General features: G+C 73.2%; 15 protein-coding genes. 7 read left to right on the forward strand and 8 right to left on the reverse strand.

Annotated elements, in window-relative coordinates:
- The first annotated feature begins 65 nt into the window (after positions 1–65).
- The 5 genes from GA0070616_RS25610 to GA0070616_RS25625 all read left to right on the forward strand — a co-directional run bounded on the left by GA0070616_RS25610 (position 66) and on the right by GA0070616_RS25625 (position 6,368).
- A complete protein-coding gene (locus GA0070616_RS25610; protein ID WP_091088593.1) occupies positions 66–1,019 on the forward strand; it encodes a DUF5715 family protein in 954 nt (317 codons plus the stop codon).
- Between the two features lie 309 nt (positions 1,020–1,328).
- Positions 1,329–4,040, forward strand: a complete 2,712-nt coding sequence (locus GA0070616_RS25615; protein ID WP_175440204.1) for a fibronectin type III domain-containing protein — start codon at positions 1,329–1,331, stop codon at positions 4,038–4,040.
- 93 nt (positions 4,041–4,133) lie between these two features.
- Positions 4,134–4,979: a hypothetical protein gene (locus GA0070616_RS27805; RefSeq protein ID WP_139128995.1), complete on the forward strand. Its 846-nt coding sequence runs from the start codon at positions 4,134–4,136 to the stop codon at positions 4,977–4,979.
- A complete protein-coding gene (locus GA0070616_RS25620; RefSeq protein ID WP_139128996.1) occupies positions 4,976–5,920 on the forward strand; it encodes a nucleotidyltransferase family protein in 945 nt (314 codons plus the stop codon). The genes GA0070616_RS27805 and GA0070616_RS25620 overlap by 4 nt, the downstream gene beginning before the upstream one ends.
- Positions 5,913–6,368 (forward strand): lasso peptide biosynthesis protein, encoded by a 456-nt coding sequence (locus GA0070616_RS25625; protein WP_091088601.1) that lies wholly within the window; start codon positions 5,913–5,915, stop codon positions 6,366–6,368. Before GA0070616_RS25620 ends, GA0070616_RS25625 begins: the two co-directional genes overlap by 8 nt.
- A gap of 13 nt (positions 6,369–6,381) precedes the next feature.
- On the opposite strand, the gene GA0070616_RS25630 is transcribed toward GA0070616_RS25625, so the two are convergent.
- The 6 genes from GA0070616_RS25630 to GA0070616_RS25650 all read right to left on the reverse strand — a co-directional run bounded on the left by GA0070616_RS25630 (position 6,382) and on the right by GA0070616_RS25650 (position 11,515).
- On the reverse strand, positions 6,382–6,663 hold the full coding sequence (locus GA0070616_RS25630) for a PqqD family protein (protein ID WP_091088605.1): 282 nt from the start codon (positions 6,661–6,663) through the stop codon (positions 6,382–6,384).
- Complete coding sequence (locus tag GA0070616_RS25635) at positions 6,657–7,820, reverse strand: asparagine synthase-related protein (protein ID WP_091088608.1); 1,164 nt, start codon at positions 7,818–7,820, stop codon at positions 6,657–6,659. The genes GA0070616_RS25630 and GA0070616_RS25635 overlap by 7 nt, the downstream gene beginning before the upstream one ends.
- A gap of 7 nt (positions 7,821–7,827) precedes the next feature.
- Entirely contained in the window at positions 7,828–9,300 is a 1,473-nt protein-coding gene (locus tag GA0070616_RS25640) for an ABC transporter ATP-binding protein/permease (protein ID WP_091088612.1), read from the reverse strand.
- Between the two features lie 33 nt (positions 9,301–9,333).
- Complete coding sequence (locus GA0070616_RS27810; RefSeq protein WP_139128997.1) at positions 9,334–9,495, reverse strand: lasso RiPP family leader peptide-containing protein; 162 nt, start codon at positions 9,493–9,495, stop codon at positions 9,334–9,336.
- Positions 9,496–9,682: 187 nt separating this feature from the next.
- Positions 9,683–9,904: a DUF2188 domain-containing protein gene (locus GA0070616_RS25645; RefSeq protein ID WP_091088616.1), complete on the reverse strand. Its 222-nt coding sequence runs from the start codon at positions 9,902–9,904 to the stop codon at positions 9,683–9,685.
- Between the two features lie 150 nt (positions 9,905–10,054).
- On the reverse strand, positions 10,055–11,515 hold the full coding sequence (locus GA0070616_RS25650) for an LVIVD repeat-containing protein (protein WP_091088620.1): 1,461 nt from the start codon (positions 11,513–11,515) through the stop codon (positions 10,055–10,057).
- Between the two features lie 139 nt (positions 11,516–11,654).
- On the opposite strand from GA0070616_RS25650, the gene GA0070616_RS25655 reads away from it, so the two are divergent.
- A complete protein-coding gene (locus GA0070616_RS25655; protein WP_091088622.1) occupies positions 11,655–12,341 on the forward strand; it encodes a DUF305 domain-containing protein in 687 nt (228 codons plus the stop codon).
- A 56-nt stretch (positions 12,342–12,397) separates the two neighbouring features.
- Here GA0070616_RS25655 and GA0070616_RS25660 read toward each other — a convergent pair whose 3' ends face one another.
- Both GA0070616_RS25660 and GA0070616_RS25665 read right to left on the reverse strand, forming a co-directional pair.
- A complete protein-coding gene (locus GA0070616_RS25660) occupies positions 12,398–13,660 on the reverse strand; it encodes a nucleotide sugar dehydrogenase (RefSeq protein ID WP_091088625.1) in 1,263 nt (420 codons plus the stop codon).
- Positions 13,661–13,765: 105 nt separating this feature from the next.
- Positions 13,766–15,199 carry a serine/threonine-protein kinase gene (locus tag GA0070616_RS25665; RefSeq protein ID WP_091088629.1) on the reverse strand — a complete coding sequence of 478 codons (1,434 nt, stop codon included), beginning with the start codon at positions 15,197–15,199 and terminating at the stop codon, positions 13,766–13,768.
- Between the two features lie 567 nt (positions 15,200–15,766).
- Here GA0070616_RS25665 and GA0070616_RS25670 point away from each other — a divergent pair.
- A complete protein-coding gene (locus GA0070616_RS25670) occupies positions 15,767–16,408 on the forward strand; it encodes an RNA polymerase sigma factor (RefSeq protein ID WP_091088633.1) in 642 nt (213 codons plus the stop codon).
- Positions 16,409–16,423 lie beyond the last annotated feature (15 nt).

A 16,423-nucleotide genomic window follows, 5' to 3' on the forward strand; every position in this document is an offset into this window, starting at 1 on the left:
GCTCCTCCCGTAACGGGCGGTTACTGTGTGCGACATAGTAGCCACGGTAAGGGAAGGGGCTGACCATGCGAGTGCCCAGTCGGAGCCCGGGTCAGCGGTCCGGCCCGCCCGGCTTCCCGGTCCGCCGCCGGCCACCGTCCATCCCGCCCGGCCCCGCGTCCCCGGTTCCGGACCTGGACGCCTACCGGGCCGCCGTGGCCGAACTCCTGGTCGAGGTCGGGGCCCTCGCCGGCGCCCCCGGTGCGGCGGCCCGGCAGGTCCTCGTCGACCAGCGACTGCGTGAGCCCGCGATCGCCGTCGTGCTCGACGCCACCAGCCAGGGCCTGGTGGGGGCGCGGGAGACCCTGCTGCTGGAGATGGCCCGCCACCAGCCCGGCCCGCACAGCTGCGCCGACCTGACCGCGCTCGTGCGCGGCTATCTGCTGTCCCGGATCGACATCATGTGGTGGCGGGACGCCGTCCCCTTCCTCACCGACGACGAGGTGCCGCGCAGCACCGAACTGGTCGACCTGGAGTGGCTGCGCCGCCGCGATCTGCTGAGCTTCCGCTACGCCGAGCAGCCCCGAACCCTGTTCGGTCGCGGGATGCGGGCGGTGCGGCACCGGCTGCGACCCGTCGCCACCCCGCGTGCCGAGGGCCTGATCTTCCCCCGGGCCCGCCGCGAGGTCGTGGCGCTGCTCAACGACATCGGCCGGGAGTTCGCCGCGACCGCTCCGCCCGGCAGCCCGCCGATGTGGGTGACCAGCCTGGTCCGCAGTCGCGAGCACCAGCACCGGCTGCGTCGCCTCGGGCACGCCGCTCTGGTGCCCAGCGCCCACTGCCTGGGCTGGGCCGCCGACCTGGCGGGGGAGGGATGGGACCGGCCCGGGGTGCGGGACGCCCTCGCCGGGATCCTGCTGGCCCGTCAGCGGGCCGGCGAGATCAACGTGGTCGACGAGGGGCGGGTCTGGCACGTGTGCCTCGCCCCGTTCGCAGCGCGGCGCCTGCGCCGGGCGTATGAGACCGAGATGGCGGCCTGAGGCGATCTGCCACACCGGGCCGGCGCGGGCGGCCGACTGCCGTCCGGCCCCTCGACAGGCCGAGTCGGATAGCCGACTCGGCCTGCGCTGCGCTGTCGCCCTGGGCGATTTTGGCTTGCACCTTATGCCATCTGAACTGCGGAAATGGTAGAAATCAATAGGCATCCGTCACTGAATGTGAGGGCGGATCAGATTTCCTCGCCAAAGCGGTTGGGCAACAGGCATGCGCACTTCCAGACGACAGACCGGCTCTGCTGCCTCCTCCCTTCCGTGGCGGTCTCCACCGTTCCCGCAGAGGGAGAAAACCACATGACCCTGGTGCACCGTGTCCATCCGCGGGCGGCCCTCGTCGCCGTCCTCGTCCTGCTCGCCAGCCTGCTCGTCGTGCCTCCCGCCGCCTCGGCGCGCGCCCCGGACCGGTCCGCCGTGCCCATCTCGTCCCTGACCTCCCAGCGGGGTCCGCTCGCCGCCCCGACCGTCACCGTCGAGGCGGAGGCCGATCCGACTCCGGCCGTCCGGCCCCGACCGCCGGCCGCGCCGGCGGCACCCACCGCGACCCGGCGAGGCACCACGGCCACGGTGACCTGGAAGGCCCCCGCCGCCCGGGGCGCGGACATCACCGGCTACGTGCTGACGGCGTACCGCAACGGCAAGAAGGAGAAGTCCGGGTCCTTCGACGCCGCCGAGACCACCCGGAAGGTGCCCCGGCTGACCAAGCGGGGGACGTACACCTTCACGGTGGCCGCGAAGAACGCGGTCGGCACCGGCCCGGCCAGCCCGCGCTCGAAGGCCGCCCGGCTGGTGGCCCTGCCCGGCCCGCCGACCATCATCGCGGTCACCGCCGACACCGCGTCGGCGGTGCTGAGCTGGACGCCCGGGCCCAGCGGTGGCCTGCCGATCACCGGCTACGTGATCACCCCGTACGTCGGCGGAGTCCGGCAGGCATCCCAGAGCTTCGGCCCGGCCACCACGAACACCGTCACCGGCCTGACCCCGACCACGACCTACCGGTTCACCGTGTCCGCCCGCAACGCCGAGGGCATCGGAGCCCCGTCGGCGCTGTCGGATCAGGTCACGGCGAACGTGTCGCCGACGCTGCTGTTCGACCCACCGCCCTCCGGCACCGTCGGCGTCGCCTACGTCGCCACCCTGAACGTCACCCACGGCGTGCCGCCGTACGTCTGGTCCGTCGAATCGGGCACCCTGCCGCCGGGGTTGCTGCTCAACCCGCTCACCAACGGCATCTCGGGCGTGCCGGCGGTCGAGGGTGACTACCCGTTGGTGATCCGGGTGGTGGACTCGGCCGGCCACACGGGCACCCGGCTGATCATCCTCGTGATCAACCGGGCCCCGGTGCTGAACTTCCCGGACCCGCCGCTGGGCGAGGTCGACGCTCCCTACGCCGACCAGTTCACCGTGATCGGCGGGACCGCGCCGTTCACCTGGTCGCTGGCCGCCGGCACGGTGCCGCCCGGCTTGACCCTAGCCCCGGGCACCGGCCTGCTCCACGGCCGGCCGACCGCCGCCGGGACCTATCTGTTCACGGTGCGGGTGACCGACGCCAACGGGGTCAGCGCCACCCGCAACATCCGGCTCGTGATCCAGCCGGCCAGCGAGATCACCCTGATCGCCTCGACCAACGCGACCACCTTCGGCACGGCCGTCCACTTCGACGCCATCATCGGCCCGGGGGTCGCCGAGGGCTCCATCACCCTCATCGACGAGCAGCCCAACGGGGTGGAGACTCCGCTGGGCACCTTCCCGGTGCAGCTCAACAGGGCCTCCTTCGACATCCAGGTGCCGGCCTTCGGGGTCAACCAGTTCCGCGCCCAGTACGACGGGGTCGACCCACTGGGCGAGGCCGTGTCGAACACCGTCAACGTCGAGGTCTCGGCAGTCAACGGCCAGGTGCTGATCCAACAGTTCGCCCAGTCCGGCATCACCGGCCTCACCGACCAGTACGTCTCGCTGTACAACGCCACCGACCTGCTCCTGCCGCTCGTCGGATTCCAGATCCAGGTCCCCGGCGGGCCGACCGTCGTGTTGCCGGGCAGCGCACGGCCGATCCCGCCGCGCCGCGGATTCCTGGTGGCCGCCGTCGGATACTCGTTGACCAACATCCAAGCCGACCTGGTCGTGCCGAGCCTCGGCCAGGGTGGCCTGCGGTTGATCGCCCCGGACGCGGCGAACACCTTGGTCGACGCCGCCGGCCCCACCCCCGGCTACTTCGAGAACACTCCGCTGCCGGCGTTCAGCGGTCCACCGTTCGTCCACCATGCCTGGACCCGGTTGATGGTCGGCGGGCGGCCACAGGACACCAACGACACCGCCGCGGACTTCCGGCTGGTGTCCACGGTGCTCGGGCCGATCAACGGCGTGCCGTCGGCGCTGGGCACCCCGTCACCCCGCAACAGTCTGGGCAGCTACCAGCAGAACGCCGCCATGCAGTCGACGCTGCTCGACCCGGCAGCCGCCCAGAGCGCTCCGCCCAACCGGGTCCGCACCCCGAACATGCTGGTCATCCGCCGAACCATCACCAATCGGAGCAGCGCGCCGATCATCCAGGCGCGGGTGCGGATCACCAGCCTCAGCCAGGAGAACGGTGCGCCGTACCCGGGCCCGACGTCGCCCGCGGTGCACTCGCACCTGCGCCTGGTCAATCCCGCCAACCCGACCAGCTCAATAACCATCAGTGACGGTCGGACGCTGCTGGTGCGGAACCTGTCCATGGACCGGCCCGCCACCGACCCGCCGGGCGGCGGGCTGGCCACCACCCTGGAGATCCCGTTCGATCTCGGTGGGCTGCGGCCGGGCGGCCAGGTGCACATCGCCCTGACCTTCGCCGTCGACAAGCCGGGACCGTTCTGGATCGCCTACGACATCGACGCCCTCGGCGGCGGGGCGGTGCCGACCGCGGTGAAGGACCTCAAGGGCGCGAAGGCAGCCAGACAGCGGGAGTTGGACGCCCGCCGACTGGCCGAGTCGAGGAAGCTGAGCGTCATCCGGGGCACTCTGCGCTGACGTGCGGCACGGTGCGGGTGGCCGCTCGACGACGAGCGGCCACCCGCACCGTGTCCGCCACACCGGTCGTTGACGAGAGCGGGAAGGGGGACCATGTCGACAGGCGGTCGGTTCGTCTACGGCCTGTGCGTGCGAGGGCTCGACGGGGTCGAGGAACTCTCCGCGCCCGGCGAGGCCGGGGACGGCCACATCGCGGTGCACGTCCGCCAGGCGACCGGGCCGCCACCGCCCCCGGCCCCGACGGACACCCAACGGGGGATCCGGGTGCTCGCCGACGGGCGGACCCTGGTCGTGGACCGGCTCCGGGGGACCGCGACCTTCTACGGCCCCGCCCTCACCCCGGACGTGCTGGCCCACCCCTACCTGGCCCCGGTGGCGACGATCTTCAACCGGTGGGCCGGGCGGGAGACCTTCCACAGTGGTGCCTTCGTCCAAGGCGGGCGGGCCTGGGCGGTGGTCGGCCCGCGTACCGCCGGCAAGAGCAGCCTGCTCGCCACCCTGGCCGCCCGGGACGTGCCGGTGGTCGCCGACGACATCCTGGTCGTCGACGGCAACCACGTGTACGCCGGCCCTCGTTGCGTCGACCTGCGGCAGCCCGTGCCGGGCACCGGGCAGCCCGGCCGGCTGGTCCGGGCCGGTGACCGGGTACGCGTCGCACTGCCGCCGATCGAGCCGAGGGTGCCGTTGGGCGGCTGGATCTTCCTCCGCTGGGGCGGGGCGGTGGAGCTGACCAGGGTGCCCGGCTCGGTCCTGCTGGCCCGGCTCGCCGGGCAGCGGTCCTGGCCCCGCCTGCCCTCGGACCCGGCGGCGTTGCTGACGATCGGGGCGCTGCCCGCCTGGGACCTCACCCGGCCGCGGGACTGGTCGGCGCTGGTCGCCACCCACCGCGTGGTGGAGGGCACCCTCGACGCGCAACGGGTGGCCGGAGGGGTCCGGTGAGCCGCTCGGCGACCGTCGCGGCCGCCCGCCAGCTTGCCCTCGACGCGACCGCCGTGGCGACCTGCGCCGCCCTGGCCGACCGGAGGGTGCCGGCCGTGCTGCTCAAGGGCGCCGGACTGGCCCGCCGGCTCGGCACCGAGGGTCGCCGGGCTTACACCGACGTCGACCTGCTGGTCGCCCCCGCCACGTTCGACCTCGCGGAGCGCTCCCTGGCCGACCTCGGCTACCGCAGCGTACTGCCCGATGGCTGCCCGGATCCGCGCCTGCACTGGTACGAGCGCCCGTGGTCGGTGCCGGGGCCGGTGCCGCTCACCGTCGACCTGCACCGGGGCTTCCACGGCGTGCCCGACCGGGAGGCGTTCTGGAACACCCTGTTCGCCTCGGTCGAGCGGGTGCGGCTGGCCGGTGGGTGGATCCTGGTGCCCGACCGGCCCGGCACGGCCCTGCAGGTCGCCCTGCACGCGGCCAGTCCGGGCCCCTCCACCCGGCCGTACGCCGACCTGGAGCGCGCACTGGACGTCTTCACGCCCGAGGTCTGGAGGGCGGCGGCCGGTCTCGCCGGGCAGTGCGGGGCGCTGCCGTTCTTCGCGTTCGGGCTGCGCCTGGCACCCGCCGGCGCCGTGCTGGCCGCCGAGCTGGGCCTGCCCCGCCGGGCGACTCTGGCCCAGTGGACCAGGGCCCGGCAGGCCACCGCCCCCGCGCAGGTGCTGGCCCGGCTCGCCGACCTACCCACCAACCGGGAGCGGCTGCGGCACCTGGCGCCGCACCTGTTCCCCCGGCCGGCCGCGCTGTGGCACACCAGCGCCCTGGCCCGCAGTGGCCGCACCGGGCTGCTGCTGGCCTACCTCGTGCGGACCGCCCGGTACACCGCCAGCCTGCCCCGGGCGGCCAACGAGTTGCGTGCGGCGGCCCGGTTCGTCCGGCACGCCGACCGTGACTGACCGGGGCCGTTCGCGGGCGCGGGCGCTGGTCGGGGCGTACCGCCGGGGTGGCCTTCCGGCGGTACGCCCCGCGTTCTGGGCGGCGCGGGCCGTCCGGTCGGTGCGGGCCCAACTCAGCCGGCGGACGATGGACGACATCCGGCTGCCGGGGCCCCCGGACGTCGCCGCCGCCCACCCCGGCGTGGTGCGCGGAGTGCTGCGTCGGACGGGGGCCAACTGTTCGGAACGCTGCCTGGTCCTGCAACGGTGGTACGGCGGTCAGCGGGTCGCCCGCACGGTCGTCATCGTGGTGACCGCCCCCAGCTCCGGGTTCCACGCGCACGCCTGGCTCGACGGTGACAGCGACGCCGAGCGGGAGGCCATGGTGGAGATCCTACGCCGCCCCGTCCCACCCGCCTGGTTGACGCCGCGGCGCGGAGCCGCTGAGGCGTGGGCGGGGCGACGCTAGCGGCGCCGGGCGATCAGGGACGTTGCAGCAGGTCGTGCCGGAGCAGCTCGTCGAGGAAGGTGGCCACGTCGGCACTCGCCCGGTCCCGGTCAACCCGGGCGCCCTCCATGAGCGTGGCGACCAGTTCGGTGCTGGTCGCCCCACCGACCAGGCGCTGCCAGAGCAACGTTGCGTTGCGGTCGAGCCCGAAGTAGACCGACCGGGCCGTGTCCAGGACGACCACCTCCTCGCCGGCCAGCCGCCAGGCCACCCGAACCGGGTCCACCCGGTGCACGGTCTCCTGCTGGGTCACCATGTCACCTCCGTGTCAGGTTCGGATCTGTTCGCCGGCACGCGGGGTGCGGGCCGGGGCGGCGGCGGGTTGGCCGCCAGCCAGAGCTGCTGCACCAGCCCGGCGGTGCCGCCCGGTATCGGCCACCGGGACCACAGCTCACGCAGCGCGGCGACGTCCACCAGATCCGGATCCACGCCGGTGCCGTCCCACGAGGCGACGAATCCGCGGGTCGGGTCCCGGAAGAACACCTCCAGGAAGCGGGCCTTGCGGCGCGGCCAGGTGATCTCGGCGGGCAACGACCCGCCGGAGATCTCGGCGACGAGGGCGTCCCGCGAGACGTGGCGGCGGTGCCCGGCACGCTCGGCCAGCGACGTGTGGAACCCACCGTCGAGCAGCGGATGGATCAGCGTGACGTCGTGGTCGGCGGCGACCGCGCCGAAGGCCGAACAGGTCAGCAGTAGGTCACGGCGTCGCAGGTGCCAGTCGATCCGTGCGCCCAACGGCCTCGGCTCGTGGCGTTGCTCCGCGCGGTACGCCCGGTGAACCTCGCGGGCCACCGGCGGGTGCAGCCAGGGGAAGCCCGCCAGCGGAAGGCGTCGGCGGCGCAGCCAGGCGCGGACGTCGTGGCGCAGCCGCCCCACCCGGGCCCGGGTCGACGTGGGCGGTGGCCGTCGCCATCCCGCCAGGACCTGGTCGCCGCCCAGACCGGTGAGCAGCGAGCCGCCGGCGGCGATCTCCACGATCGGCAGGTGCAGGTGCAGGTTCACCGGGTGCAGCACTCCGTACCGGTGCAGGAGCCTGCGCGCCACCGGACCGACCAGGTCCAGGTCGTCGTCGGCCGACAGGACCTGCCACGACCCGCCGACGGCCAGCGCGCGCACCACCCGGTCCTGCCACGCGGACTCGTCGGCCCGAGGCGCACCGGTGAACCGCCAGGTGACCGGGACCGGGTCCGGTAGTCCTTCCCGCCGGGCGACCCGGACGGCTGCGGCCAGGACGAGCGAGGAGTCCAGCCCACCCGAGAAGCTGACGACGCAGGGTGGCCTGCGCAGGGCGGGCAGCACGGCCTGTTCCAGCGCGACGAGCGGGTCCGCGACGGTCGCCGCAGCGCAGCGGACCGGCGGGCCCACACCCAGCATGGTGCCGGTGCAGATGTCGTAGGGGATCGGCCGGAGCATGGGCACCTCACTCGCGGGTCAGGGTTCCCCGCCGGGCGGCCACTGCCAGCGCCCGGTGGAACAGCAGGATCGACATCGGCAGCAGCAGCGCGGTGGCGGCGAGCAGCGTGAGGACGGACATGGCCCACGGCCCGCCGGACAGGGCCCCGCGCAGGCCGTCCAGCGCGAGGCGGCTGGGCAGCACGACGGTCAGCTCCGGCAGGACGCCGGGCAGGGCGGTGACCGGGAAGTACGTACCGGAGAGGAAGGACAGCCCGACGACGGCCAGCCGGGCGATCGCGTCGCCGTGCCCGACGACGACGGCGATCGCCGCCAGCGCGATGCCGACGCTCATCATGGCCGCACCGCCGACCAGCAGGAGGGCCGCCACCGCCCACCAGTGCGCCCGTGCCACGGGCAGGCCGAGCAGCGTCCCGAGAACGAGGAGGTAGACGGCGGCCCGCAGCAGCGCGAACAGGAACGGGTAACCGGCCAGCCCGACGGCCAGCGCCCCCACCGGCAGTGGCTGGGCAGCCAGCAGTTCCAACGTCCCGCTGCGCTGCTCCCGGCTCACCCGGGACGTTAACTGGCTGGTGGCGGCCTGTACGACGAGCATGAAGGTGAGGCCGGCGGCGACGAAGTCGAAGTAGCTCGCCGAGGGGAATCCCCCGTCGGTCGACGGGGTCAGCACCCGGGAGATGAACAGGTAGACGACCAGGTTCACCACTCCGAAGACGAAGTCGAGCAGCAGCGGCCAGCGGAGCAGGTGACGTTCGCCGAGGTCACGGCGGACCAGCGCGAGGACGGTGGCGGCGAGGCCGACCGTCGACGGCCGGCCAGCGGCACCGGCGCGGTCGGTCGACGGTCGGTCGGTCCGGGTCGGTGGCGTCATCCGGGCCGTCAGGGTGAGTTCCTGCTGACACCGGCTCCGGTCGTCGGTCTGGTGCGAGGCGACGACGACGGTGAGTTCCGACCGCCGGTCGAGGGCCTGCCACAACAGGCCTCGGGCGTGCTCGTCGAGGGACCGCCCCGGTTCGTCCAGGAGCAGGAGCGCGGGCGTGCCGACGAGGGCGCGGGCGACGCTGACCCGCGCCCGCATCCCGGCCGAACAACGCTCCACCGGGACGGCGGCGTAGCCGACGATGTCGAGTTCCTCCTCGACCCGGGCCACGGCACCGCGCACGACCCGCCACGGCAGCCGCAGGCGCGCGACGAACGCGATGTTCTGGTGGGCCGAGAGCTTCTCGTAGAGGCGGTGTTCCGGCGCGAGGCAGACGCCGGTCAGCTGGCGGGCGGCCGACGAGCCGACGGGATGGCCGTCGACCGTGGCCCGCCCGGAGTCGAGGGCGAGGGTTCCGGCCAGGCACCGCAGCAACGTGGTCTTGCCCGATCCGTTGGGGCCGCCCAGGAACAACCGGTTCCCCGCCGCCACCTCCAGATCGAGTCCGCCGAAGATGCGGAGCCTGCCGAACCACCGTGCCGCCTGACGGATTTGGAGCATCAGGAGTGGACCGGTGTGCCGTGGCTCGGTGGCTCAGAGCGATCCGTCGCCCTGGCCTCCCAGCCCGTCGTCCGGCCCCACCGTGCCGCCTCTGGTCAACTCGGCGAGAGTTCCCAGGCGCCGGATCGTCGGCGGATGGTACTCCGGTGCGCCGGTCGAGTCCGTCCCCACCTGGTTGTCGTGCTGCTGAACCATGGTGCTCCGATCATGCTCGGGGTTTGTGCGGCTCAACGAGCTTCCAGGGTGGACAGTTACGCCAGGCCTGCCGGGTGACGGGCTTCCGTCAGATGTTGCGTCGGTCGGCTGTCGACGGGTCGACCGGCGGCCGGCGGCACCGCCTGAAGAAAGGTGGTCCCGCCGGCCGCCGGGGTGGTGGCACCGGTCAGCCGGCCGGGGGGTACGGATCGTTCTGGTAGGTGTACTCGGTCTCGATGCGACCGTCGGCGGTGTGCACCACGAGCTGGCTGGGCTCGTGGGCGTGGGCGGCCTCGCGGCCGGCGTCGACCGCGCGTTGCTTGGTGTCGTACGTGCCGACCACGTTGCTGCCCTGCTCGACCTTCCACCCGCCACCGTTCGGCACGACGTGGTACTCGTTGCGCTTCATGGTCACCTTCCTCCCGTTCGTGACGGGTGTGGTACCCGCGACGGTCGGGAAGAAACCGCGGTCGATGGTGCCCCGGGACGCGGGCCGGGCCCGCCCCCCCGGTCGGGGTCGGGCCCGGTGCTGTTGCGGGATGTCACGCCGGGGCCGGCGTCACCAGCTCAGGTACCAGGGCTGGGTCTGCACGTTGAGCCGGGGGTAGTGCACGAACTTGGCCGTCCAGGTCCGCCAGTCGTTGAGTTCGAGCACGTCCAGGCCCTTCTGGATGTCGGACGAGTAGATGTGCCCGTTGTAGTAGTAGGTGGACCAGGCGCCACCCACGATGAGCTGGGTGTCCGAGAGCGGCCCGCGCTCCCAGAAGGCGATCTCCTTCGGCTTGCGGGAGTCGGTGAAGTCCCACACCGAGACGCCGCCCTGATACCACGCCTGGACCATGATGTCCTTGCCGAGCACCGGGATCAGCGAGCCGTTGTGGGCGACGCAGTTCTCGGTGGCGGCGTTGACCCGCGGGATCTTGTAGTAGCTCCGGAACTCCATCGTCCGGGCGTCACCGCGGCCGGTGATGTCGTAGATGGCGTTCGCGCCCCGCTCGGGGCCGACGGTCTCGTTGCAGGTGGCCCCGCTGCCGCCGCCCAGCTCGTCGGTGAAGACCACCTTGGTGCCGCGGTTGTTGAAGGTGGCCGAGTGCCAGAACGCGAAGTTGGTCGTGTCCCGGACCCGGTTGATGACCCGGGGCGCCTCCCGGTCGCTGATGTCCAGCAGCACCCCGTCGCCCATGCAGGCGCCGGCGGCCAGGTCCTTGGCAGGGTAGACGGTGATGTCGTGACACCCGCTGGTCGCCGAGCCGCCCTGCCGGCCCTCGTACCCGCCGTCGGGGAACAGGTTCGGTGTGGCCACCAGCGCGGCCTCGGCCGGTTTGTGCAGCGGCACCTTGACGATGCTGATCGAGTCGTGCGGCGGCTGGCAGTCGGGGAACTCCGCCCGCGGGCTGTACGAGGAGACGTACAGGTAGACCGAGCGGCCCCGCTTGGCCGGGACCAGGGTGTGGGTGTGCGAGCCGCAGGCGGTCTCGACGGCGGCGACGTAGCGCGGGTTGGCCTTGTCGCTGATGTCGAAGACCTTGATGCCCTCCCAGGACTCCTTGACCGTCGCCGACTGGGACGTGCTGGCGCACGAGTCGTCGCTGCGCGACGAGTCGGTGGACAGGAAGAGCAGGTCACCGTGGACGGAGATGTCGTTCTGCGCCCCCGGGCAGAGCACCTGGGACACGATCGTCGGGGCGCTCGGCCGCGAGATGTCGTAGACGACGAACCCGTTGTAGTTGCCGACGTACGCGTACCTGCCCTGGAAGGCGATGTCGGTGCCGAGTGCGGCGGTGGTGTCGAACGGCGCCTGTTTCGGCAGGTTGGCGATCTGGCGCAGGTTGGGGCTGCTGGAGATCTCGTCGACGCCCAGGGGGGCCTCGACGGCCGCCGCGGCGGCGGGCTCGGCCGCCTCCGTCACCGTCCGGGCGTGGCCCGGTGGTGCCGCCGCGACGGTGGCGAGGAGGATGCCGGTCGCGGCCAGACTGACAAAGCGCAGTTGCCGCCCCCGTGGCATGGTGAAGCTGATCATCGGCGACGCCCTTCGAAAGGGGGATTTCGATGGTCGGTACCTTACTCTCCGACGAGAGTCATCGATGTGATCTGGATCACATTAGCGTGCTGTCGGGAGTGGATACGATCGCTGCGACCTCGACCGGAGAGGAGGTCGCATGACCGCCCGACGTGGACGGCTGCTCGCCGTCGTCACAGCGGTGGCCGCCGCTGTCCTGGTCGCCGCCGTGGTCGTCGACGATGGCGACGACCGGCCGGCCGGGCCCACCGCCGCACCGGTCGCCGCAACCACCACACCGGCCACCGGCGGGCCCGTCGTGATCGTGCCCGGCCGGCCCGGCGAGGCCGCCGTCACCCGCCCGGCGGGCGAGGCCCGCGCCGACGCGCCGCCGCGGCACAACACCCTCGACACGTGGTATGTGCGGATGATGATCCCCCACCACGAACAGGCGTTGGAGATGGCCCAGCTGGCCGCCGGGCGGGCCGCCGACCCACGGATCAGCGCCCTGGCCGACCGGATCCGGGCCAGCCAGGCCCCGGAGATCGGGGTGCTGCGCGCCTGGCTCACCGAACGCGGCCTGTCCGCCGAGGTGGCTGGCCACGACCACCGCGCCATGAGGGGCATGCAGTCGCCGGAGGCGATGAGCCGCCTGGCCGCCGCCCGGGGCGTCGAGTTCGACCGGATGTTCGTGCGGATGATGACCGACCACCATCGCGGGGCGGTGCAGATGTCCGTCGACCTGCTCGGCGTGGGCGCCGACCAGCGCCTGCAGGAGTTCGCCAACTCCGTCGCCACCGAGCAGAACGTCGAGATCGACCGGATGCGCGACCTGCTGCCGGCCTGACCCCGACGACGGGGGCAGCGGCTCCTGGTCGTGTCGGTGCGTCGGCGGCGGCGCCGTCAGAGGTGTTCGACCGTGGGCCCGCCGCACCGGTGCCGGGTGTCGAAGACGTACCGGGCGTGGCGTACCACCAGGTCGTAGTCGAACACGTCGTGGTCGGTGACCACCACCACCGCGTCGGCGGCGAGCAGTTCCCGCTCGGTGAGGTCGACCATGACCACGCCGCCGGGCAGGTGGTGCGGCTCGGCGTACGGCTCGACGGCGTGCACCTCCGCGCCGAGGTCCAGCAACCGGCGGGCCACGTCCACCGCTGGCGAGTCGCGCATGTCGCCGGTGTTGCGTTTGTAGGCGAGCCCCAGCAGCAGCAGCCGGGAACCGGTCACGGGTCGCCCGGTGCGGTTCAGCCCGGCCATGACGCGCTGCGCCACATGCTCGGGCATCGCGTGGTTGACGTCGTTCGCCAGCTCGACGAACCGGAACTGGCGACCGAGTCGGCGCTTGACCTGCCAGGACAGGTAGCACGGGTCGATCGGCAGGCAGTGCCCGCCCACGCCCGGCCCCGGCCGGAAGGCCATGAAGCCGAACGGCTTGGTCTCCGCCGCCGAGATCGCCTGCCACACGTCGATGTCCAGGTGGTGCGAGAGCATGGTCAGCTCGTTGACCAGGGCGATGTTGACCTGGCGGAAGGTGTTCTCGAGCAGCTTCGTCAGCTCGGCGACCTTGGTGGAGTCCACCGGCACGGTCCGCTCCACCAGCCGCCGGTAGAAGCCGTCGACCCGTTCCAGGGCCGCCGCGTCCACTCCGGAGACCACCTTCGGGGTGTTCTCCAGCCGCCAGATCCGGTTGCCCGGGTCGATGCGCTCGGGGCTGTAGCCGAGGTGGAAGTCGCCCGGGCTGCGCAGCCCGCTGGCCGATTCGAGCAGGGGGCGCAGCAGTTCCTCGGTGGTGCCCGGGTAGGTGGTCGACTCCAGGATGACCGTGCAGCCGGGGCGCAGGTACGGGCCGATGCCGACGCCGGCCTGCTCCACGAAGCTCAGGTCGGGGGTGCCGTCGCGCAACGGCGTGGGCACGGTGATGACGCAGATGTCGAACCCGCCCGCGTCGGCGTACTCGGTGCTCGGGTGGTAGCGACCGCTGCTGAGGGCGCGCCCCAGCCGGTCGGCGGGGATGTCCTCCACGAAGGAATCCCCCGACGCCAGGCGCTTGACCCGGTCGGCGTCGACATCGAGGCCGATCACGTCCAGGCCGGCCTCCACCGCCCGCATGGCCAGCGGCAGACCGACGTATCCCTGGCCGATGACGACCAACTTCTCCACGTTCACCCGGACTCCCGACACCAGATGCGATAACTCCCGGTAAGGAGACTAGAGCGCAGGGTGGTGCCGTACGTCCGATTCGGGGAAACCGGGGTTCATGGGACAGCCGGGTCAGCCGGTGACCCCCGTGGCGTCGCCGCCGCCGGCCCCGCCGGTGCCGCCGGCCCCGCCGTCGTTCCCGCCGTCGTTGCCACCCCCGCCGGAGTCCGGCGGGGGTGCCGTGGTGGTGGTCGGCGTCGGGCCGGTGGTCGGCGTGGTCGGTCCCGGCTCGCCGGTCGTCGGCGCCGGCGCCGGCGAGGTCGTCACCGGAGCCGGGGACGTCGGCGGGATGGAGTCGCTGGGCTGCGGAGTCGTCGGTTGCGGCGACGCGGACTCCGTCGGGCTTCCGGTCGACCCGGCCGGCAGCATCGGTGGCAGCGGGTCCGTCCCGGGCTGCTCCTCGCTCGGTGATGCCTCGACGTCGCCCGGTTCGCTCGCGGGAGCGGTGGTCGGCAGGTTCACCGCCGGTGTGTTGGCCGTGTCGGTCGCGCCCAGAGCCGCACCGAGCGCGGTGAGCGCGACGAGAACGGCGGTCAGTGCGCCCACCAGGGCGCCCCGCCGACGCCGGCCCGCCGCCCCGCCGACCGCCGCGACCGGCAGGTCCGTCCGGGTGTCCGGCCCGGCGCCGCGCAGCGGGGCCGCCGGCGCGACCAGCGCCGTCGCCGTCGCCGTCGAACTGCCCGAGACGGCGGCGCGGGCGGCCTCGGCCATCGTCGCGCCGCTGGAGAACCGGTCCACCGGGTCTTTCGCCAGCGCGCGGGCGACCAGCGCCCGGACCGCCTCGGGAACGTCGTGCGGCAGCTCCGGTGGCTCGTCGTCGAGGTGCCGGACGGCGACCTGGAGGGGATTGTCGCCGGTGAACGGCGGGCTGCCGGTCAGGCAGCAGTAGGCGACGGCACCGAGGGCGTACAGGTCGGTGGCACCGGAGACGGGCCGCCCGGCGGCCTGCTCGGGCGCCATGTAGAGGGCGGTTCCGGGCACGGCGTTGGTGCTGGTGATGCTGGTCACGTTCGACGAACGGGCCACGCCGAAGTCGACCAGCACGACCGTGCCGTCCTCCTGGACCAGCAGATTGCTCGGTTTGACGTCCCGGTGCACGATCCCACCGAGGTGCGCGGCGTGCAGGGCCTGGGCCGCCTGCGCCACGATCGACATGGTCTCGGCGACGTCGATGCGACCCTCAGCCTCGATCCGCTTGGACAGCGGCTGGCCGGTGACGAACTCCATGACGAGGTAGTCGGCCCGGCCGCCGTCGGGCAGGTCGTCCTCGCCGCAGTCGAAGACCTGGACGATTCCCGGATGGCGCAGGGCCGCCATGATCCGTGCCTCGGCGCGGAACCGGGCGATGAAGTCGGGGTCGGAGACCAGCGCGGGCAGCAGGACCTTGACCGCGACCTGCCGGCCCAGCACCAGGTCGGAGGCGCGCCAGACGTCGCCCATGCCGCCGGTGGCGACACGCTCGTCCAGGCGGTACCGACCGCTGAGTACGACCTCCGATGACAACACAGCATAACCGTACCCACTCCCCGGGCACCCGGCTCGCCGCGGTGGGTCGCCTTCGGGTCGCCGAGGGCCCGCCACGCGGTCGGACCCACCGCCCCAGCGGGATCGGCGTCACCGGCCGGACGCGTACGGTGACGACGCCCGCCGGATCGCTGCCGGACCCGGGCCGCTCGGGCCCCGGGTGGGCCGTGGCGGGCGCGTGGCTGTCACGGGCGGGCGCGTGGCGTCACGGGCGGGCGCGTGGGCGTCACGACCACCGACCGCGTTACGGCGAACCGCCGTCCGGTGTGATAGACAATTCTCACCTTCGGCTCCGCCGGTGGCGACGCGTGCGGTGGGTCGTGCTCCTGTCATTGGTCCGGTTCAGGTCCGCCGCCGACGTCGCCGCTGCGAGCCGCGGTCGTCCGCGAGCCGTGGCCGACCTTCCGACCGGGCAGCCAGTCCCGGCACGACCATGCCAACGGGGGGCCCAGGTGCGCGGACAGGTCTGTTCGACGGGCCGGGCAGGCGTCACACCCACCCCCGGTCCACACCGCCGGGGTGCCGTCGACGAGCGGGGGACGGGGCCCCGTGTCCGGTGAGCTGACCGAGGCTGTCGCCGCGGCCCAGGCCGGCGACGAGGGGGCCTTCCGTTATCTCTACCGCACCCTCCAACCCGGCCTGCTGCGCTACCTCACGGCGCTGGTCGGCGCCGACGCGGAGGACGTGGCCTCGGAGACGTGGCTCCAGGTCTCCCGTGACCTGTCGTCCTTCACCGGCGGCGAGTTCCGCGCCTGGACGGTGACCATCGCCCGCAACCGGGCCATGGACCACCTGCGCCGCCAGCGGCGACGCCCCGCGCTGCCGGTCCCGGTGCAGGCCCTCGCCGACCTCGCCGCAGACGTCGACACCGCCGAACGGGCCGGCGAGACCATCGGCACCGAGGCCGCGCTCGCCCTGATCGCGTCGCTACCGCCCCGGGAGGCCGAGGCCGTCCTGCTGCGGGCGGTCGTCGGTCTCGACGCCGAGTCCGCCGGACGGGTTTTGGGTCGCCGTGCCGGTGCCGTCCGCACCGCCGCCCACCGGGGTCTGCGCCGGTTGGCCGCCCTCCTGGACCGTGCCGACCGCGTCGATCCCGGCACGCCGGCGACGAACCCGCAGCCGGCGACCCCGCCCCGGCCGCGCGCCGCCCGCCCCCGGCAGACGCCGCACATCGAACCGGCGGACGGCTGACGTGAGGGACATCAG

The organism is Micromonospora nigra, assembly GCF_900091585.1.
GTDB classification, from domain to species: domain Bacteria; phylum Actinomycetota; class Actinomycetes; order Mycobacteriales; family Micromonosporaceae; genus Micromonospora; species Micromonospora nigra.